General features: G+C 33.8%; 20 protein-coding genes and 2 tRNA genes. 15 read left to right on the top strand and 7 right to left on the bottom strand.

From position 1 onward, the window contains the following. The first annotated feature begins 202 nt into the window (after positions 1-202). The 5 genes from J2Y38_RS14155 to J2Y38_RS14135 all read left to right on the top strand — a co-directional run bounded on the left by J2Y38_RS14155 (position 203) and on the right by J2Y38_RS14135 (position 4643). Positions 203-661: a DUF4870 domain-containing protein gene (locus tag J2Y38_RS14155; protein ID WP_309843633.1), complete on the top strand. Its 459-nt coding sequence runs from the start codon at positions 203-205 to the stop codon at positions 659-661. Positions 662-901: 240 nt separating this feature from the next. After that, complete coding sequence (locus tag J2Y38_RS14150) at positions 902-1234, top strand: PadR family transcriptional regulator (RefSeq protein ID WP_017498072.1); 333 nt, start codon at positions 902-904, stop codon at positions 1232-1234. Between the two features lie 3 nt (positions 1235-1237). Then, positions 1238-2983 (top strand): PspC domain-containing protein, encoded by a 1746-nt coding sequence (locus J2Y38_RS14145; protein WP_309843628.1) that lies wholly within the window; start codon positions 1238-1240, stop codon positions 2981-2983. Positions 2984-2986: 3 nt separating this feature from the next. Then, positions 2987-3724 carry a head GIN domain-containing protein gene (locus J2Y38_RS14140; protein ID WP_309843625.1) on the top strand — a complete coding sequence of 246 codons (738 nt, stop codon included), beginning with the start codon at positions 2987-2989 and terminating at the stop codon, positions 3722-3724. 85 nt (positions 3725-3809) lie between these two features. After that, entirely contained in the window at positions 3810-4643 is an 834-nt protein-coding gene (locus J2Y38_RS14135) for a GIN domain-containing protein (RefSeq protein WP_309843623.1), read from the top strand. Positions 4644-4784: 141 nt separating this feature from the next. On the opposite strand, the gene trxB is transcribed toward J2Y38_RS14135, so the two are convergent. Continuing rightward, entirely contained in the window at positions 4785-5732 is a 948-nt protein-coding gene (gene trxB / locus J2Y38_RS14130; protein WP_053472378.1) for a thioredoxin-disulfide reductase, read from the bottom strand. Positions 5733-5987: 255 nt separating this feature from the next. On the opposite strand from trxB, the gene J2Y38_RS14125 reads away from it, so the two are divergent. The 3 genes from J2Y38_RS14125 (at position 5988) to J2Y38_RS14115 (ending at position 6424) form a co-directional block, all read left to right on the top strand. Continuing rightward, positions 5988-6062 (top strand) — tRNA-Pro (locus tag J2Y38_RS14125). Between the two features lie 51 nt (positions 6063-6113). Next, positions 6114-6365 carry a GIY-YIG nuclease family protein gene (locus J2Y38_RS14120; RefSeq protein ID WP_309843622.1) on the top strand — a complete coding sequence of 84 codons (252 nt, stop codon included), beginning with the start codon at positions 6114-6116 and terminating at the stop codon, positions 6363-6365. Further along, positions 6364-6424 (top strand) — tRNA-Phe (locus tag J2Y38_RS14115). The genes J2Y38_RS14120 and J2Y38_RS14115 overlap by 2 nt, the downstream gene beginning before the upstream one ends. Positions 6425-6595: 171 nt before the next feature. Here J2Y38_RS14115 and J2Y38_RS14110 read toward each other — a convergent pair. Further along, a complete protein-coding gene (locus J2Y38_RS14110; protein WP_309843619.1) occupies positions 6596-8770 on the bottom strand; it encodes a hypothetical protein in 2175 nt (724 codons plus the stop codon). A 192-nt stretch (positions 8771-8962) separates the two neighbouring features. On the opposite strand from J2Y38_RS14110, the gene J2Y38_RS14105 reads away from it, so the two are divergent. The 7 genes from J2Y38_RS14105 to J2Y38_RS14075 all read left to right on the top strand — a co-directional run bounded on the left by J2Y38_RS14105 (position 8963) and on the right by J2Y38_RS14075 (position 14944). Further along, on the top strand, positions 8963-9364 hold the full coding sequence (locus tag J2Y38_RS14105) for a septal ring lytic transglycosylase RlpA family protein (RefSeq protein WP_309843617.1): 402 nt from the start codon (positions 8963-8965) through the stop codon (positions 9362-9364). A gap of 276 nt (positions 9365-9640) precedes the next feature. Continuing rightward, positions 9641-10408 carry a ParA family protein gene (locus J2Y38_RS14100; RefSeq protein ID WP_053472385.1) on the top strand — a complete coding sequence of 256 codons (768 nt, stop codon included), beginning with the start codon at positions 9641-9643 and terminating at the stop codon, positions 10406-10408. A gap of 5 nt (positions 10409-10413) precedes the next feature. Further along, entirely contained in the window at positions 10414-11316 is a 903-nt protein-coding gene (locus J2Y38_RS14095; protein WP_053472386.1) for a ParB/RepB/Spo0J family partition protein, read from the top strand. Further along, the gene (locus J2Y38_RS14090) at positions 11316-11876 is read left to right on the top strand and encodes a DUF5683 domain-containing protein (RefSeq protein WP_053472387.1); all 561 of its coding nucleotides are present in this window, start codon (positions 11316-11318) and stop codon (positions 11874-11876) included. Before J2Y38_RS14095 ends, J2Y38_RS14090 begins: the two co-directional genes overlap by 1 nt. 40 nt (positions 11877-11916) lie before the next feature. After that, on the top strand, positions 11917-12618 hold the full coding sequence (gene dapB, locus J2Y38_RS14085) for a 4-hydroxy-tetrahydrodipicolinate reductase (protein WP_053472388.1): 702 nt from the start codon (positions 11917-11919) through the stop codon (positions 12616-12618). 64 nt (positions 12619-12682) lie between these two features. Then, on the top strand, positions 12683-14236 hold the full coding sequence (lepB, locus tag J2Y38_RS14080; RefSeq protein WP_309843610.1) for a signal peptidase I: 1554 nt from the start codon (positions 12683-12685) through the stop codon (positions 14234-14236). A 93-nt stretch (positions 14237-14329) separates the two neighbouring features. Continuing rightward, positions 14330-14944: a WbqC family protein gene (locus J2Y38_RS14075; RefSeq protein WP_309843607.1), complete on the top strand. Its 615-nt coding sequence runs from the start codon at positions 14330-14332 to the stop codon at positions 14942-14944. On the opposite strand, the gene J2Y38_RS14070 is transcribed toward J2Y38_RS14075, so the two are convergent. The 5 genes from J2Y38_RS14070 to ribH form a co-directional block, all read right to left on the bottom strand. After that, the gene (locus J2Y38_RS14070) at positions 14941-15963 is read right to left on the bottom strand and encodes an endonuclease/exonuclease/phosphatase family protein (RefSeq protein ID WP_091290680.1); all 1023 of its coding nucleotides are present in this window, start codon (positions 15961-15963) and stop codon (positions 14941-14943) included. The two genes, J2Y38_RS14075 and J2Y38_RS14070, sit on opposite strands and share 4 nt — an antisense overlap. Positions 15964-16009: 46 nt before the next feature. Continuing rightward, positions 16010-16873, bottom strand: a complete 864-nt coding sequence (locus J2Y38_RS14065) for a rhomboid family intramembrane serine protease (RefSeq protein ID WP_309843604.1) — start codon at positions 16871-16873, stop codon at positions 16010-16012. Positions 16874-16918: 45 nt separating this feature from the next. Further along, entirely contained in the window at positions 16919-17731 is an 813-nt protein-coding gene (locus J2Y38_RS14060) for a rhomboid family intramembrane serine protease (RefSeq protein WP_309843603.1), read from the bottom strand. Beyond that, on the bottom strand, positions 17728-19656 hold the full coding sequence (gene mutL / locus J2Y38_RS14055) for a DNA mismatch repair endonuclease MutL (RefSeq protein WP_180860655.1): 1929 nt from the start codon (positions 19654-19656) through the stop codon (positions 17728-17730). Before mutL ends, J2Y38_RS14060 begins: the two co-directional genes overlap by 4 nt. A 176-nt stretch (positions 19657-19832) precedes the next feature. Then, positions 19833-20405 carry a 6,7-dimethyl-8-ribityllumazine synthase gene (ribH, locus tag J2Y38_RS14050; RefSeq protein WP_309843600.1) on the bottom strand — a complete coding sequence of 191 codons (573 nt, stop codon included), beginning with the start codon at positions 20403-20405 and terminating at the stop codon, positions 19833-19835. Between the last annotated feature and the right edge of the window lie 52 nt (positions 20406-20457).

Raw genomic sequence — 20457 nt, 5'->3', positions numbered from 1 at the left:
AATTGATATTACTTTATAAAACTGCCAGTAAAATCAATACTTTACAATGATTTTCAATTATTTATACTTCTAAAATTCATTTTAACTATGTTAAAATTTTGTTAATATTTGGTACTATGTAAAACAAGATACTGTCTTTTAGATATATATTTGCATAAGAAATTACTATATGCTTTTAATCATTCAATCAAAACCACTCATCATGGAAAAATCATCAGAAAAGAATACTTCGGCATTCGCACATTTAAGTACATTAAGTCAATACATTATTCCGTTTGGAAATTATATTTTTCCAATCATCATTTGGTCAAGTTATAAAGACAAATCGGAGTTTGTAGATCATCACGGAAAACAGGCTTTGAACTTTCAGTTAAGTTTATTGCTTTACACGTTAATCTTAGCTTTAATCGCAATCCCGGTTTTTGTTACGGTTTTTTTACAAAACCTTCCAATCGAAGCTGTTTTTAATGACCATGAAGATTTCTACATCAGAAATTTCAATTTTGAAGGAAACATTGGCCTTTTAAGTATTGGAGCTACGGCGGTGGTACTTTTTGGACTTTTAAAATTTGTTGAATTCTTTTTAGTGATTTATGCTTCAATAAAAGCTTCAAACGGAGAATTATACAAATATCCGCTAACGATTCCTTTTATAAAGTAATTAAGGTTTAGGAAGCACTTCGACTTCGCTCAGTGTGACAATAACCTAAAAAGATTAAAAGTTCTTATAAAATACGGGAGTCCTAGCCCTGATAGAAGTGGAAATCCTTTTGTGCCGGGGTTCGGCACAAAAGATTGAAACGGATAGCAGGAAACAGCTCCAAAAAAAACAATCAATCATCAATCAATTATCATCAATCAAAAAACGAATTGTTCAATCTAAAAAAAACAAAATGAAATTATGAACATTGAAAACACAAAAGCACAGATGCGCAAAGGTGTTCTTGAGTTTTGCATCTTATCTGTTCTAAAAGAAAAAGACGCATATACATCTGAAATATTAGACACTTTAAAAAACGCAAAATTACTAGTTGTTGAGGGAACAGTTTATCCGCTTTTAACTAGATTGAAAAACGACGGTTTACTAAATTATCGATGGGAAGAATCGACATCTGGACCACCTAGAAAATATTATGGATTAACCGAAATAGGGCAGACATTTTTAAACGAACTTAGCGGTACCTGGACTGAATTGTCTGACGCCGTAAAACTAATCACCAATCAAAATCAATAAGTCATGAACAAAACAGTAAATATTAACTTAGGCGGTATGTTTTTTCACATCGATGAAGATGCATATTTAAAATTGACACGCTATTTTGACGCTATAAAACGATCACTTAACAACTCGTCTGGACAAGATGAAATTATTAAAGATATCGAAATGCGTGTTTCTGAATTATTAACAGAAAAACAAAAAAGCGAGAAACATGTTGTTGGACTGAAAGATGTTGACGAAGTGATTGCGGTGATGGGACAACCTGAAGATTACATCATTGACGAGGAAGAAAAATCAAATCAGTCTTTTAATAATTATAGTGGAAGAAGTCACAAAAAATTATACCGTGACAAAGAAAATGGTATGATTGGCGGTGTTGCAACTGGTTTGGCCCACTATTTTGGAATTGATGCTGTATGGATCAAAATCGTATTCTTAATCTTTGTTTTTGCAGGTTTTGGAACTGGAATTTTAGCTTATTTCGTTCTTTGGATTGTAACGCCTGAAGCTGTTACAACTTCTGAAAAACTAGAAATGACAGGAGAACCGGTTACGATTTCGAACATTGAAAAAAAAGTTCGTGAGGAAATAGATTCATTGTCTGATAAATTTAAAAATGCAGATTATGACAAAATGGGAAACCAGGTAAAGTCGGGAGCTGAGAGAATAAGTAGTTCATTTGGAGACTTTATCATCACGGTTTTTAAAATCTTCGCTAAATTTTTAGGAGTAATTTTAATCATGTCTGGTATTGCGGTTTTAATCATGTTAATGGTTGGAGTTTTTACCTTAGGAACGAATGCTTTTGTTGATTTCCCTTGGCAGAATTTTATTGAAGCCGGTAACTTTACAGAATATCCTATTTGGTCTTTTGGTTTATTGATGCTTTTTGCAGTAGGGATTCCGTTTTTCTTCCTAACATTATTAGGATTTAAATTGTTGTCTCCAAACTTAAAATCAATTGGTAACATTACAAAATATACTTTGTTAGCCGTATGGATTATCGCTGTTGCAATCGCAATTAGTATTGGAATTAAACAAGCTACAGAGATTTCTCGCGACAATAAAGTGGTAGAAAAGAAAGTAATTGCTATTACTCCAAAAGATACTTTGTATGTAAAATTCAGATACAATGACTATTACGCTAAAGATTTATATCGTCACGGAGATTTTCAATTTGTACAGGATTCAGCCGGAAATGATTTGATTTATTCAACAGATGTACGTTTACATGTTTTACGTACTGATGAAGCTTCTCCTTATATTCAGATAGAAAAAAGCGCTAGAGGAAATTCATTAACTAACGCTAAAAAAAGAGCAGAAAAAATAAATTTTAAATACCAAGTTAACGGAAATCGTTTAATTTTGGATAATTATTTTCTGACAGATGTTAAAAACAAGTTCAGAGGCCAGGAAGTTGATGTGTTCTTATATTTACCAGAAGGTCAATTATTTAAACCAGATGCATCAATACAAGAATATGATGATACTGACGATGATTTCTTTAACTTACACTTTAGCGGAAATTACAACTATAAAGTAGAAGGTTCAAAAATTAAATGTTTGAACTGCCCTGCAGATGAAATGGACGATGAAGATCATGATGGAGAATACCATGAAGATTACAATGAAGAAAATCATATTGAAAAAGATACTGTAAACGAAGTTTCTATTAAAGTAAATGGAAAAGAAATTCTAAACGGTAAAAAAACTAACGGAAAGCTAACCACTGATAAAAACGGAGTTATAATTAAAATTAACTAAGCCATGATAAAAATAATCATTCATATTACGAAATTTGTTATTGCCACAATTACCGCTTTATTGTTTGCTTCATGTAATAACTTAAACCTGAACACAATTGAAGGCAGCGGGAATGTAACGACTGAAAAAAGAATTGTTCAGGGAGATTTTAAAAACATCGAAGTAAGCAATGCAATAGATTTAGTTATTCAGCAATCTGATTCGGTAGACATTACAGTTGAAGCTGATGATAATCTGCAGAAAGAAATCATTACAAAAGTTGAAAACGGAACTTTGATCATTGAATGCAAATTCTCTTCTTTCCGTAATGTAACACAGAAAAAAGTAACGGTAAAATTACCTCACGTTGGTAAAATCGAAGCTTCGAGTGCTGCAAGTGTTTTAAGTAAAAATACAATTCAGGGAGAAAACATAGAACTAGAAACTTCAAGTGCAGCATCAATGCATGTAGATGTAGAGTCTGATAATGTTTCTTGTAATTCAAGCAGCGGAAGCTCAATCGACATTAAAGGAAAAGCATTAAAAGTGCAGACTTCAGCGTCTAGCGGGTCTTCAATAGAAGCCGGAAAATTATTAGCAAATGATGTTGATGCTGATGTTTCGAGCGGAGCAGTGATAAGTGTTCACCCAATTTTAAGTTTAAAAGCACAAGCGAGCAGCGGTGGAAATATTAACTACAAAAATGTTCCCAAAACGATCAATAAAGAAACAAGTTCCGGAGGAAGCGTAAGTCAAAGCTAACTTTTTTAAACTGTTAAATATAAAAGAAATCATTCATCTAAAGTGGATGATTTTTTTATATTTGTCAAAATCAAATCTAAAATAAATGAAAAAAAATACAGCCCTGTTCCTATTGCTTTTGGTTACAACATTAACTTTTGCCCAAAAGAGAGAAAAAGTAAAAGGATCTAAAATTGTAACTACTTCTATTAAGGACGTAGGAAGTTTTGATGCTCTTGAAGCCGATGATAATATAGAAGTTTATCTTGAAAAAGGAGAAAAAAACGAAATCAAAATTGAAGCCGATGACAATCTTCATGAAATCATTGGAATGGATTTAAGAGATAAAACGCTTCGTTTATATACATCAAAAGAAAGTACGATTTTCAAAAAGCTTTCTGTAAAAATTACTTATACGAGTTCATTAACAAAAGTAATTGCAAAAAACGAGGCTAAAATTTATGCCATTCAGGAAGTTCAGTTAGATGACATTACTTTTAGTAGTTTTGATTATTCCAGATTATTCTTGAATGTCAATTCTAAAAAATTCAATTTAATTGCTGATGACAAATCAAAAATAGAATTAAACTTAAAAGCTGATGACGGAAGTTTACAATTGAGCAAAAGTGCTTCAATCAAAACTTTGGTTTCTGCTATTAAATTTAAATGTGATTTATACCAAAAAGCAAATGCAGCTATTGAAGGAATTGCTGAAAAAGCAACAATACGTTTAGATAATAATTCGGTTTTCACCGGAACAAAATTTACATTGAAAGATGCTAATGTTACGGCAGAAAGTAGTTCTGTTGGAAGCATTTTAGCCGAAACTACGGTTTCTATTGCCGTTGGAGATAAAGCAGAATTATCTTTATTTGGAAATCCAAAAATTGAATTAACTCGTTTCTCTGAAGAAGCTAAGCTGATTAAGAAGATAAAATAATTTGTTTCAGGTTTCAAGTTGAAATTAGGAAAGTTAATTATAAAAAAATCCCAGTCTAGATTTTAGACTGGGATTTTTTTATTGTTGTTTTACAGATTCCAGAAAACTTGAAACAAAGAAAACCTGAAACCTGAAACAAAATTACTCCTTAGAAGCTAAATATCTTTCAGCGTCAAGTGCAGCCATACAACCAGTACCCGCAGCAGTAATTGCCTGACGGTAAACGTGGTCTGCAGCATCTCCGGCTACGAAAACACCTGCTACATTTGTATTAGAAGTTCCTGGTGTATTTATGATATATCCAGTTTCATCAAGAGTGATGTAATCTTTAAAGATGTCTGTGTTTGGTTTGTGACCAATTGCTACGAAAAATCCAGTTGCTGGAATTTCAATCACTTCTCCAGTTGTTTTATTTAAAGCTTTAATAGCGTGAACTACATTTGAATCTCCTAAAACTTCAACAGTATCGTGATTCATTAAAATCTCGATATTTTCTGTTTTGCGAACGCGTTCTTCCATAATTTTTGAAGCTCTGAATTTCTCGCTTCTTACCAACATCGTTACTTTTTTACAAAGTTTAGATAAGTAATGTGCTTCTTCACAAGCAGAATCTCCTGCTCCAACAATTACAACTTCTTGGTTGCGGTAGAAAAATCCATCGCAGACAGCGCAGGCAGAAACGCCGCCTCCCATATTTAAATAATGCTGTTCTGATGGTAATCCTAAATATTTAGCTGTTGCACCTGTAGAAATAATAACTGTTTCACAGTGCAATTCGATTGAATCGTTAATCCAAACTTTATGAATATCTCCAGAAAAATCAACCTTTGTAGCCCAGCCATCACGGATATCAGCTCCGAAACGTTTTGCTTGTTCTTGTAGCTGAACCATCATTTCTGGTCCTGTAACACCATCAACATAACCAGGGAAATTTTCTACTTCATTAGTCGTTGTCAACTGACCCCCAGGCTGCATCCCTTGATATAAAACCGGATTCATGTTTGCTCTGGCTGCGTAAATTGCTGCAGTATAACCTGCAGGGCCAGAACCTATAATAAGGCATTTAATTTTTTCGATTGTATCTGACATAATGTGTATTGTTTTTTTGTGATGCAAATGTAAACTTTATTATAAAAAATAACACCGAAAATAAATCTGAAATAGCTATGTTAAAATAAGTTTTATTTATTTTCATTTTTTCCTTTTGTAAACAAATTTTATTTATATCTTTGCATCCGCTTTCGGGCACTACAACAAATACATCTTCGGGGTGTAGCGTAGCCCGGTTATCGTGTCCCGCTCTAAGGCGGGAAGACCACAGTAACGATCCATAAGCAAATGCTACGGGGTGTAGCGTAGCCCGGTTATCGCGCCTGCTTTGGGAGCAGGAGGCCGCAGGTTCGAATCCTGCCACCCCGACAAAGCCGAACAGAAATGTTCGGCTTTTTGTTTTCTTTAATTTATTTTCCTATGTTTTTCGTTTATATTCTTTACAGCATTACGAAAGAAAAATTCTATATCGGTCAAACAAATGATATCGAAGACAGACTTAGAAGACATAATAGCGGGCAATCATTATCTACAAAAAGTGGTGCGCCGTGGAACATCATTTATACAATTCAACTAAATTCAAGATCCGAAGCAGTAGCTCTAGAAACTAAAATAAAAAAACGTGGTGCAAAAAGATATCTCCAAGATATAGATTTTGAGTATCAATTGTAGCGTAGTCAAATTATCGCGTCCGATTGAAAATTGGGAAAGTCGCAGGTTCGAATCCTGCCTACACAACAAAAGTCTTTGCATTTAAAACATAACCCGTGGTTTCAACCACGGGAAACGTATCGTAATTATTAATGCGTCCCCGTGGTTGAAACCGCGGGCTATATTTAAAAAACAAAACCTCTGAAAACAATCGATTTTCAGAGGTTATTTATTTCAAATATCTAAATTATTTATTTTCCCATATTTATATACGCAGGAAACGATTCCTTATTAGGCAAATTAAATTCTTCATCGAAAGACTGTGTACCTTCACCATTATTGTATAATGCCACACGCTTTACACCAGTTGCTGTGCTTCCGCCAATACCATTAATAACATTTTGAATATTTCCCGGACCAGCAAAACGAGTTATACACATTTTCTCCAATTTTACATTTGGACTATTAGGCGCTTCAAAGCCATTTTTTTTATTCACATTACCATCAGTTCCTGTGAAAACCGCATAAGAACCCATACCTATACTATGATAATCTTTTACAGTATTGGCTATTTTAAATGCCGCATAACCATCAACTTTACCTCCTTGACTGCTCCAGCTCGTTTGATTTGGAGCATCGTATGGTGGTTCATTTTGGAAGAAATAAGTTCTGCCGCGTTCTCCTAACCATAAAACTTCATATTCTTGAAAATGTTCTGTAAACAGCGCATAAAGTGTAACATCATTACCTGTAACGATAAGTCCGTTTTTACATCTGTCTCTTGTCCATCGTAAATTTCCACCTTTCTGCGAACCATGATCAGCACGCCACAACCAGAAATGATCACCCACCACATTGCTGCTGTTTATCTGCATAGCAGTATGTATCTGAATATTTTTTGACTGAACTCCTCCCACTCTACAAGTAATATCTGATAACAAAATAGGATTTGCAGAATGGTCTGCTTTTGCTCCTTCTTCACCAATTCTAACCTGATACGTTGTACTATTAAATGAATCTGTCAAAAGTCCGGCAATGATAATTCCGTCTTTATCATCGGCATAAATACATCCCCAAGTATTTTTCTCCGTAGGTTCTAATGTTACAGAAGCTATACCCGCACCAAGAAGAATTCCATCTTTTCTATTTACCTGAATAGGCGCATTCAACGCATAATGTCCTGGAGTGAAAAATATATTTTTACCTGCTTTTAATGCATTATTGATTTCTACATCGGTGTCGCCTTCTTTGGCAACATACCAATCCGTTAGTAAATCTTGAACTTTTCCCTTACCCATATCTGTTGACGACCATGAAACTCCTACTCTATCTTTTTGCCATGCCGGAACAAACACTTTGTACTCACCATCATTATCTATAAAAAGAAAAGGTTTTTCTCTTATAATAGGTGTAGTAGGAATTGGAGAATTGGTATCATCTGCTTGCGGAGGATTAACACAGCCTTGCCAAACCATATTATATGAACCGCCCATAGCTCCCGAACCCGAAGGGAAAATAGCATTTCTGGTGTACCATTGCTGTTGCCCACCCCAGTTTGGTCTGTTTGATGTATAATGAGTATCAGCAATAAAACCACCGCTTCCCCAAAAATTGGTGTTTCCAATATCTGAAATATATTTCGAAGTACTTTCAATCAGCATTCTTCGTGCGCTGGTTGATTGAGAAACCGTCCAGGCAAAATCCCGCATTACTTCTACATTTTCTACAGAACGCCAAAATGTACACGTAGCATTTGCTCCGCCAGAAAGGTGAGGTCTTGTAAAAATAGAACCCAATTTAACATCTGACGGCACTTTGCCCAAACCTCCAATGTGAGAGTAAAATCCTAATTCTATTGAATTGGCTTCCGCCGATGACGCAGAACCCGACCCGCCTGAATCGTAAGTCTGACCATCAACATTTGCTTTTAAATAATAAGCCTGACGTTTCGTAGTCCACTCACCATTTGCTCCGCCCAGACCAATAGCACTAAATTGCGAATTAATATCAATTCGTGCCGTTTCTGCTTTTTCATATTTTCTATCGTAGAAATACATATTACTTCCAAAAATTTGGTTCTCCAGCGAAACTATTATGGTTATATCGTTACGAGTAATTTTATAATAGTTCTCGTATTTATCTTTGTTTGGTTTATTATCTGTAAATGTCAATTTGGAAGTCGAACCCACCGACACAAAATTGGATGCCAAACGGCTGCCTCCTCTTGTAATCACATAATTTCCCGAAGAGCCAAATGCCGGCCACGATAATGTTATGTTATGTTTTTTCTTGTTGTAAACAATTTTGCCTTCTGTTTTATTCTCCTGTTTTTTCTCATCAGATGAAGATGAATTGGATGTTGCAAAACTGCATAAAATCAGCATAAACACAAATGCTGTAAATACTGAGGTTAACTTTTTAATCATAAAAATTGTTTTTGGTTTAATAGTTTTTTAGGGATTCTAAAATAGTCATAATCTTTAACCTGTATCTTTCAATTTTCTTATCAAAAACTATACAACGGTGCCAAATATGCCTTTTAATAGCATAAATAAACCGTATACGATATTCTCATTTTTTAATAATAGATTTTTTTTGCGCCCAATAGAAATTAGAAAATGAAAATAATACTACTCTATATTGCTTTAGCCTTTTCAGCAGCAGCCGCAGCACAAGAAAATTCAGTTGACACAGATCTCAATGCTGAAAACGACCAGTATATCTTATATAAAGAAAATGCACACGCTTCTTATTATCATGATAAATTTAACGGAAGAAAAACAGCAAGCGGTACAAGATTCAACAATGAAGATTTGACAGCTGCCCATAAAAAACTTCCTTTTGGCACAAAACTCAGGGTCACAAACGAAAAAAATAATAAATGCGTTATAGTAGTAGTAACAGACAGAGGGCCTTTTATTAAAGGAAGAGAAATTGACTTAAGCAAAAGAGCTTTTATGAACATTGCTTCAAATATAAAAAGCGGCTTAGTTTATGTAAAAATTGAGATTATAAAATAAAAATCCTGTTCATTATTTTTTATTATTGACATTTTAGAAAAGAAAAAACAGAATGGGATCATTTCTACAAAGTAAATTTTAAATTCGTTCGCTTTTACTGCAAAAACAACTTTCATCATAACCAAAATCTGGTCTGTAATTCTGCTCAAAACTTAAATTAATTTCTGCCGAACACGCACGAAACAACGATTAAGCGAAGTTTCACAAATGTTAACAAAATAGATTTTCAAAAACCATAAATAATTGTATTTTTACGGTTCAAAATTCAGAAAATAAATGGGCAAAATCATTGCGATTGCTAATCAAAAAGGAGGCGTTGGAAAAACTACAACATCTGTAAATCTTGCAGCCTCATTAGGTGTTTTAGAGAAAAAAGTATTATTGATCGATGCTGATCCTCAGGCTAATGCTACATCTGGCCTTGGAATTGACGTAGAATCTGTTGAACTTGGAACTTACCAAATTCTTGAACATACAATAACACCCAAAGAAGCCATTTTAAAATGTTCAGCTCCAAATGTTGACGTGATCCCTGCTCACATTGACCTTGTTGCTATCGAAATCGAATTGGTCGACAAAGAAAATCGTGAGTACATGCTTAAAAAAGCATTAGAAGAAGCAAAAGAAGAATATGATTTCATCATTATCGACTGTGCACCTTCATTAGGTTTATTAACCTTGAATGCTTTAACAGCTGCCGACTCAGTAGTAATTCCAATTCAATGTGAATATTTTGCACTTGAAGGATTAGGTAAATTATTGAACACTATAAAAAGTATTCAAAAAATTCATAACCCTGATCTTGACATCGAAGGATTATTACTTACAATGTATGACTCAAGATTACGTTTATCTAATCAGGTAGTTGAAGAGGTTCAAAAACACTTTAACGATATGGTTTTTGATACCGTTATTCAGCGAAATGTTAAATTAAGTGAAGCACCAAGTTTTGGAGAAAGTATCATTAATTATGATGCTACAAGTAAAGGTGCGGTTAATTACATTAATTTAGCTCAAGAAATTATAAAGAAAAACAGTAAATAGTTTTTATGACAAAAGCAATTAAAAAACAAGCCTTAGGAAGAGGATTATCAGCGTTATTAAAAGATCCGGAAAACGACATTACATCAGTAGAAGACAAAAATGCTGATAAGGTCGTTGGAAATATTATTGAGCTTGAAATAAGTGCTATCGAAATAAATCCGTTTCAGCCTAGAAGCAATTTTAATGAAGAATCATTACGCGAATTAGCCACTTCTATTAAAGAACTTGGTGTAATTCAACCTATTACTGTTCGAAAATTAGACTTTAATAAATACCAGTTAATTTCTGGAGAACGTCGTTTGCGTGCTTCAACTTTAGTTGGTTTAACTCATGTTCCGGCATATATTCGTATTGCTAATGACAATGAGTCCCTTGTTATGGCATTGGTTGAAAACATTCAGCGTCATGACTTAGACCCAATCGAGATCGCACTTTCTTACCAGCGTTTAATTGACGAAATTCAATTAACGCAAGAGCAAATGAGCGAGCGCGTTGGAAAAAAACGTTCTACGATTGCCAATTATTTACGTCTTTTAAAATTAGATCCAATTATTCAAACTGGTATTCGCGATGGTTTCATTAGTATGGGACACGGCCGTGCTATCATTAATATTGAAGATTTAGACGTACAGACTGATATTTACCAAAAAATCGTAAGTCAAAATTTGTCTGTTCGTGAAACTGAAGCCTTAGTTAAAAATTATCACGAAGGTCAGCAGCCAAAAGCAGAAGGAAAACCTAAAGCTGAATCTTCATTTGTGGTTAGAGAAACACAAAAAAATACTTTCAATGATTATTTTGGTTCGAAAGTTGATATAAAAGTCGCTGGTAACGGAAAAGGAAAAATCACAATTCCTTTTAATTCTGAGGCCGACTTTAATCGAATTATAAAATTAATAAACGGATAGTGAATAAAATTGTCCCCATAAGTCTATTGTTCTTTCTCATAGGAACCGTTTCTCTTTTTGCCCAGGTAAAAAAAGACACGGTTTTAGTCGTTAAAGACACAACTGCATTAATAGAAATAGATCCGCTTACACCTGCAAAAGCAGCTTTTTATTCGGCTATTTTACCTGGTTTGGGTCAGGTATACAATAAAAAATACTGGAAAGTTCCGCTTGTTTACGGAGCAATTGGTACAAGTTTATACTTTTATATTGATAACAATAAAAAATATCATGATTATCGTGATGCCTACAAACGAAGACTAGAAGGATATAATGATGATAAATATCAGTTTCTTGACGAAAGCAGACTTATTGCCGGTCAGAAATTTTATCAGCGTAACAGAGATTTATCTGCCTTATTTGTTGTTGGTTTTTATGTTTTAAATATTATCGATGCCAATGTTGATGCGGCTTTGATTCAATTTAACGTAAACGAAAGACTATCACTTCGTCCAGAAATTTATCCCGCCGATGTAACATTTAAACCAAACGTCGGACTAACTTTTAATTATCGTTTTTAAGTAGTTTTTTGCTATTTAAAAATTCACAAATACATACAAAATGAAAATTGCGCTTTTAGGATACGGAAAAATGGGTAAAGTAATCGAACGAATTGCTTTAGAAAGAGGTCATGAAATTGTTTTAAAGAAAGACGAATTCAATACATACGACGGACTTTCGACTGCAGATGTTGCGATAGACTTTAGTGTTCCGTCAGCGGCAGTCGACAATATTTCTGCATCTTTTAATGCTAATGTTCCTGTAGTTTCCGGAACAACAGGATGGCTGGAACATTACGATGAAATGATTGCTCTTTGCAACGAGAAAAAAGGAGGTTTTATCTCCAGTTCAAATTTCAGTCTGGGCGTGAATATCTTCTTTGGGTTAAATGAATATTTAGCCAAAATCATGAATCAATTTGATTCTTACAAAGTTACGATGGAAGAAATTCACCACATTCATAAATTGGATGCTCCAAGCGGAACTGCGATTTCTTTAGCACAAGGCGTTATTCAAAACAGCGACTATTCTAACTGGACATTAGATGAAGCAAAAAAAGGTGAAATTCATATTGAAGCTAAAAGAATTGGAGAAGTTCCGGGTACACATACCGTAAACTACGATTCTGCTATTGACAGCATTGAAATCAAACATACTGCCCATAATCGTGAAGGTTTTGCCCTTGGCGCTGTTATCGCTGCAGAATGGCTTGCCGGAAAGCAGGGAATTTTCACTATGAAAGATGTATTAAACTTACAATAAATTGATAAAAATTCTGGATTAAACAAATATTCAATCCCGAATTTGAAACTTAAAATACTATATTATGACTCTTTACTCTTGGTTCGTATTTTTCTTAGCTGTTCAAATTATTCATTTCGTTGGTACTTGGAAATTGTATCAAACAGCAGGAAGAAAAAGCTGGGAAGCGGCAATTCCGGTATATAATTCAATTGTTTTAATGAAAATTATCAGCCGACCAACCTGGTGGACATTATTACTTTTCATTCCAATTATTAACTTGATTATGTTTCCGGTTGTTTGGGTTGAAACACTTAGAACCTTTGGTAAAAAATCAACTTTAGATACTATTTTAGGAATTTTCACTCTTGGTTTTTATATCTACTATGTAAATTACACGCAGAAACTAGAATATAACGCTGACAGAAATTTAACTCCTGAAAACAAAACAGCAGATACCGTAAGCTCTTTGCTTTTTGCAATAATCGTTGCAACTTTAGTACATACTTATGTTATCCAGCCTTATACAATCCCAACTTCTTCATTAGAGAAATCATTATTAATTGGAGATTTCCTGTTCGTAAGTAAAGTAAATTATGGCCCTAGAGTTCCTATGACGACTGTTGCATTGCCAATGGTCCATGACTCTATTCCATTAACAAAAAGAAAATCTTATTTAAGCTGGCCGCAATTACCTTATTTCAGGCTTCCTGCTTTTGAGCAAATAAAAAGAAATGACATTGTAGTATTCAACTGGCCGGTTGATACGGTACATTATTTTTATGAGCCAAAAGGAAGACCGGGCGTTATTAAGCCAATCGATAAGAAATCAAACTATGTAAAAAGATGTGTTGGTATTCCTGGCGACAGTTTATCAATTAAAGATGGATTTGTTTTCATTAACGGAAAAAAACTTATTTTACCTGAAAGAGCAAAACCTCAATATTCTTATTCTGTAGCTTTAGACGGAAAAACATCTATTGATTTTGAATCTTTATTTAAAGAATTAGACATTACAGATCCTGCAGGTTTTAGATCTGAAAAAAGAGATACGCTTTATTTTAGAGCTTTGACAGAAGCAAGTGCTGAACGTTTGAGAAACACTCCTGGTGTTACTGCTGTAAAAAGAGAGATTGACAAAGGAAATGACAATGCTCTTTTCCCGCATATTAACAAATGGAATCAGGATAATTTTGGTCCAATTTATATTCCTGAAGCTGGTAAAACAGTTGCTTTAACAAATACATCTCTTCCATTTTACAAAGACATTATCACCAACTATGAAGGAAATACTTTAGAGTTAAGCGGTTCTAAATTTATCATTAACGGAAAAGAAACTAACACTTATACCTTCAAACAAAATTACTATTGGATGATGGGAGACAATCGTCACAACTCTGAAGATAGCCGTTATTGGGGTTACGTTCCTGAAAATCACATCGTAGGAAAACCAGTTTTCATCTGGATGAGCTGGGATACTAACGGAAAAGGTATCAACAAAATTCGCTGGAGCAGAGTTTTCACTACCGTTGACGGCGAAGGACAACCGCAATCGTATTTCAAATATTTCCTAATTATTCTTGCACTATACTTTGTTGGAGAATTCTTCTGGAGAAAAAGAAAACAGAATAAAGCATAATTAAAAAAAAGTTATTTTTGTTTCAGGTTTCAAGTTTCAAGTTCTCACAACCTGAAACTTGAAACCTGAAACTTTTAAACAAAAAATAAAATCATGAATTCCTTATTACTTCCTACTTATTTCCCATCAATTAGCCACTTTGCAGTTATGGCTCAATCTGAGAATATAACTTTTGAAATGGAAGATAATTTTCAAAAACAGACGAATAGAAATAGAACTTATATCTATAGTCCGAATGGAATTCAATTATTAAACATTCCTGTTAAGCATTCTAAATCTGCGCATCAAAAGACAAAAGATGTATTGATTGAAAACGAATTTGACTGGCAGAAACAGCATTTTAAATCCTTAGAAGCCGCTTATAGAAGTTCGCCGTTCTTTGAGTATTTTGAAGACGATATCGTGCCGATTTTCGAAAAGAAACATACTTTCCTAATGGATCTAAACATGGAAGTTTTTGATACGGTTACAAAGTGTCTTCGAATGAAAATAGAATTTGGCAAAACGACTGAATATTTTCATGAAGTTGAAAACATTTCTGATTTCAGATATTTAGCAAACGGAAAAAAAGATCAAAACTCATTTGAAAAATACACTCAGGTTTTTGATGACAAACATGGTTTTATCAACAATTTAAGTGTTTTAGATTTACTTTTTAACGAAGGGAAATTTGCAATGGATTATTTAAAAACGCAGAAAATAATCTAAAATTGATCAATCGAAAGCCTCGTCATTATTGGGTAATGATCGGAATTTTCGAAATCAGAAAAGCTTTCAAACTGCTTTACTTTCATTTTAGTATCGGTAAAAATATAATCAATTCGGGCTGGGTAATATTTAAACTTATAAGTTGCTCCAAAGCCTTCTCCTGCTTCTTCAAAAGCATCTTTAAGTTTTCCTTTAATATTTCGGTAAACGTATGAAAACGGACTATTATTCATGTCTCCGCAAATAATAATCGGGTATTTGCATTTCTTTATATGCTCCTTAAAAATTTCAGCTTGTTCCTGCTGCTGCGTAAAACCTTTACTGATTCGGGCATAAATACGCTGTGATTTTTGCTGGTTTACTTTATCAATATCGTCAGAAATCTCACTTACATCCGGAGAAATTTTTATAGACTGCAGGTGCATATTATAAACACGAATAATGTCTTTTCCTCGTTTAATATCAGCATAAACTACATTATTATCTGATTTTGGAAAAATAATATTTCCTTCGTCGATAATAGGAAATTTAGAAAAGATGGCTTGTCCAGTCTTAATTTGGTTTCCTTCAATAAAAATATAACGGTGTGGATAGACTTTTAAATCCAAATGCGCCGAGTTAGAATATTCCTGAACACACAAGATATCAGGATCTTTTTCATCGATAAATGTTTTTATATTTTCTGGAATATCATCGCGATCCAGCCATTTAAAGACATTAAAAAGACGCACATTATAACTCATGACAGAGAAATCCCTTTCGTCTTTTACATATTCTTTAGCCGAGAATTTATAGAATTTGCTGATAAAAGTAATTCCGGTAAGCAAAACCAAACCAGATAAAATAAGGCGTTTTTTAAATTGAATTGCCCAATATAAAAAGAAGAGTCCATTTGCCACAAAAAAGGCCGGCATGAACAAAGTAAGCACCGATAAAAGCGGAAAGCTCTTAGGTGCTAAAAACGGCAAAATATAGACACTAAATGTAAGCACAGTCAGTACTATATTCAAAAAGAACATTATTTTATTAAACCACGAAAGGTTTTTCATATTTTCTTGCTAAGGATTATTTTCCTGCTTTAAATAAAAACTCTTTTTCTTCTTTTGTCAGGCAATCATATCCAGACTGACTGATTTTATCTAAAATCTCATCAATTTGCTGCTGTGTTTTGTCTTTTGTAACAATTCTTGATGTTGATTTTTCTGTAGGTTTTTTGTAATTTTTATGAACTTTTGTAAATGGGGTCGTTGGGGATTTTCTAAAAAGATTTGCAAAAAAGTCTAGTACTTTAGAAACAATAATACTTAAATCTGTTCCGTTTTGAAGCAGTTTAATAAAAATGAAACCGAAAAATGCTCCGGCTAAATGCGAAATATGTCCGCCCATATTTTCAAGGCGAAGCTGCATTAAATCTAAAAGCAAAATTACACCTGTAATATGCCAGAGTTTGACATTTCCAAAAAGAAATAATCTAACATTCATTAAAGGCTGATAGGTTGTTGCAGCAACTAAAATCGCCATAATAGCGGCAGACGCACCAACTATTGAAGCAGAAGTTCCTAAAACATAAAAACTCAAAGCAAAAACAATTCCTGAAAAAATTGCGCCTAAAATATACAATCCTAAATATTGTTTTTGAGTAAAGAAGGTCAGGAACAAATTGCTTGCAAAGTTTAAAACCATCATATTAAATAACAAATGCAAAAATCCGAAATGAAAAAATGCATAGGTTAAAAATGTCCACGGTTTAAACATGAAAACCTGAGGATCTGATGATAACGCAAGCCAGTTTGGAAAAAGAAACTGACCAGTAGAAAACTGATAGAAAAAAATTAGCGAAATAAGAAAACAGGCGATGTTCCAATAAATAACCTGCATCGCAATGCCGCCTAATTTATATTGAAGTTTTAAATCGTCAAGAATATTCATAAAGTCTTCTTTTGGTTTTTAAATTTAATTAATTAAAGTTAAAAATTAATTCCATCGATTGTTATTAAACTGATTTTTTTTCCAGTATAACATCATTAAAAAACCAGCAACCGCACCACCAATATGTGCAAAATGTGCAATTCCTGTTCCTCCACTTCCAAACAATGAACTTCCTTTAAATCCTAAAAATAAATCTACTGCTAAAATTCCAGGCACAAAATATTTTGCTTTAATTGGAATCGGAATAAAGATCAAACCAAGCTGTGCATTAGGAAACATAAAGGCAAAAGCTGTTAATAAACCATAAATTGCTCCAGAAGCTCCTAAAACTGGTGACTGCATAATGCCGCCAGCTTGTGCCAAAGCATTAAATTGCTCTTGAGTACAATGTGCTTTATTTAAAATAGAAGCAATATCTCCTTGTACCATTTTACCACTGGAATCAAATAAAGACTGATAATCTGCATTTAAGATCAAATGAAGTTCTGATTTTGATAAATTCAAATTAGAAACAGAATCTAAAATAGATTGTAACTGCAGGTAATTTACTCCTGTATGAAGCAATGCGGCTCCAAGTCCGCAAGAAATATAGAAAAACAAGAATTTTTTACCTCCCCAAAAATGCTCTAGCGGAGAACCAAAACTATATAAGGCGAACATATTAAATAAAATATGTGCAAAGTTTGGTAATGGCGCATGCATAAACATATGCGTAATAATCTGCCAAGCTCTAAAATCATTACTTTCCGGATAATACAATGAAAAATATTCATAAGAAACCGGCACCAGTTGAGCACCAATAAAAAATATAATATTAATAATTAGCAGTTGTTTAACTACTGGAGTCATATTCATCATAAGGCAAACTTTTTATCTATATCTTCAACACGCATGGTAATGAAGGTAGGTTTTTGAAAAGGTGAAATATTAGGATCTTTGCAAGCAAACAAACCGTTCACTAAATTATCTTGCTCTTTTTCGGTTAAATAAGATCCTGTTTTAACCGCTAAACTTTTTGCCATCGATTTGGCAATGGTATCATTTTGACTGTAACTGCTTGCCGGAATTCCGTCTTGCAAATCGCTTAATAATTGTTCAATTACAAGAGAAACTTCGCTTTCGGTAATATTTACCGGAATTCCCGAAATTACAATATGATCTGTTTTAGCTTCTTCAAAAATAAATCCGGTTGTTTCTAACGAAGGTTTTAATTCTTCGATTAATTTCATTTCTGTAGAAGAATAAAATAAATCTAAAGGAAAAAGCAATTTCTGACTTGAAGCCTGATTCACAGTCATATTCAACAAAAATTGTTCGTATAAAATACGTTGATGCGCACGCTGCTGGTCAACGATTATCATTCCTGATTTTATTGGCGAAACAATATATTTTTTATGAATTTGATACGTTTTTTGAGTTGCCTGTTCCACCTCATCATCATTAAATAAAGAGGAAGTTACTTCTTCATTTTCGAATGTAAATGGTGAACTTTCGATACTTTCTGCATTTTCTACATCTAAACCAACATACAAACTTTCCCAGCTTACCGTTGGTTCTACTCTTTTTGAGTAGCCAGAATAAGACGAAGATGAATTTGAAGAGGAAGAAGATCCAGAGCTATAACCAGAACTTGATCCTGAACCCGCTTTTGCGTAATGCTGATTTGTTTTATCATCTGTAAAAGGATTAAAAGTTCCATCAACCTGAATTGTTGGCACTTCTGCTTCTACATCTTTATAATGATAAGGTGTATCTAAATTTGAATCTCTGTCAAAATCTAAAACCGGAGCCACATTAAACTGTCCCAAACTATGTTTGATCGAAGCTCTTAAAATAGCATATAAGGCTTGTTCATCATCAAACTTAATTTCGGTTTTTGTGGGATGAATGTTAATATCGATTGTATTTGGCGGAACTTGCAGATACAAGAAATAACTTGGCTGAGAACCATCTTTCAAAAGTCCGTCGTAAGCCGCCATAACTGCATGGTGCAGATAGCCGCTTTTAATGAAACGATCGTTTACAAAAAAGAATTGTTCGCCCCTATTTTTCTTGGCAAACTCTGGTTTACAGACAAATCCCTGAACATTTATAATTTCTGTATCTTCATTTACAGGAACTAATTTTTCATTGGTTTTACCAGACATAATCCCAACAATACGCTGACGATAACCTGCTGCGGGAAGATTATACAATTCGCTTCCGTTATGATAAAAACTAAAATGAATGTTTGGATGCGCCAAAGCCACACGCTGAAATTCATCCATTACATGGCGAAATTCAACTGTATCTGATTTTAAGAAATTACGACGCGCCGGAATATTAAAAAACAGATTTTTAACGGCAAATGATGTTCCTTTTGGCAAAACTGCCACTTCCTGCGAAACAAATTTACTTCCTTCAATAATAATATGCGTTCCGAGTTCGTCTTGTTCTTGTTTTGTTTTCATTTCCATGTGCGCGATTGCCGCAATAGAAGCCAATGCTTCGCCGCGAAAACCTTTGGTAGCAAGTGAAAATAAATCTTCGGCCTGACGAATTTTTGATGTTGCGTGACGTTCAAAACACAAACGCGCATCTGTAACGGTCATTCCTACACCATTATCAATAACCTGAACTAATGATTTACCGGCGTCTTTTATAATCAATTTAATATCAGTTGCCTTTGCATCAACAGCATTTTCTAACAGCTCCTTTACGACTGAAGCGGGTCTTTGAACCACTTCTCCAGCAGCAATTTGGTTAGCAACGTGATCAGGAAGTAATTGAATAATACTCGACATTGAAAATTTTAGATTGTAGATTAACGATTTAAGATTTTTGATTTAAATCTAAACCAAGCTGCACAAATTTAGTGAATTTATACTGGCTTTTTGAATATGTGAAATCATAAAAAAAACAAAAAACCTATACTATTATGACACAGTATAGGTTTTAATATTTTAAAACAAATGTGTTTTTATTCGTTCTCTATTTTTCTTGGAGAATCTTCTATCTGAAGTGCACCAGAAGTTAATAAAGGCTGATTGAAAGCATGTGAGATAGAGGCCTGCTGACGAATGTATGCCATTTTTATGGCAGCAATTGCAGCTTCGGTTCCTTTGTTTCCATGAACGCCGCCGCTTCTGTCAATAGACTGCTGCATGTTATTATCTGTTAAAACACAAAAAATAACCGGAATATCAGTTTGAACATTCAAATCTTTAATTCCCTGCGTTACACCTTCACAAACAAAATCAAAATGTTTCGTTTCTCCTTGAATTACACATCCAATTACGATTACTGCATCAACATTTTGTGTTTGAAGCATTTTTTTTGCGCCATAAATAAGCTCAAAACTCCCTGGTACATTCCAGCGAATAATTTGCTGCGCAGGAACATCACAATCAACTAGTGCGTCAAAAGCGCCATTGTAAAGTCCTTCTGTTATAACATCGTTCCACTCAGAAACAACAATCCCAAATCGAAAGTCTTTCGCATTTGGGATTGTGTTTTTATCGTATTCTGATAAATTTTTATTTTCGGTAGCCATCTTTAAATTTTAGATTTTTGAGTATAGATTTCAGATTGCTAAAATACGAATC

Origin of the sequence: Flavobacterium sp. 2755 (genome assembly GCF_031455715.1) — a bacterium.
Classification (GTDB): Bacteria; Bacteroidota; Bacteroidia; order Flavobacteriales; family Flavobacteriaceae; genus Flavobacterium.
The sequence above is the reverse complement of the archived record's forward strand: the minus strand, read 5'-3'. Positions and strand labels throughout refer to the sequence as shown.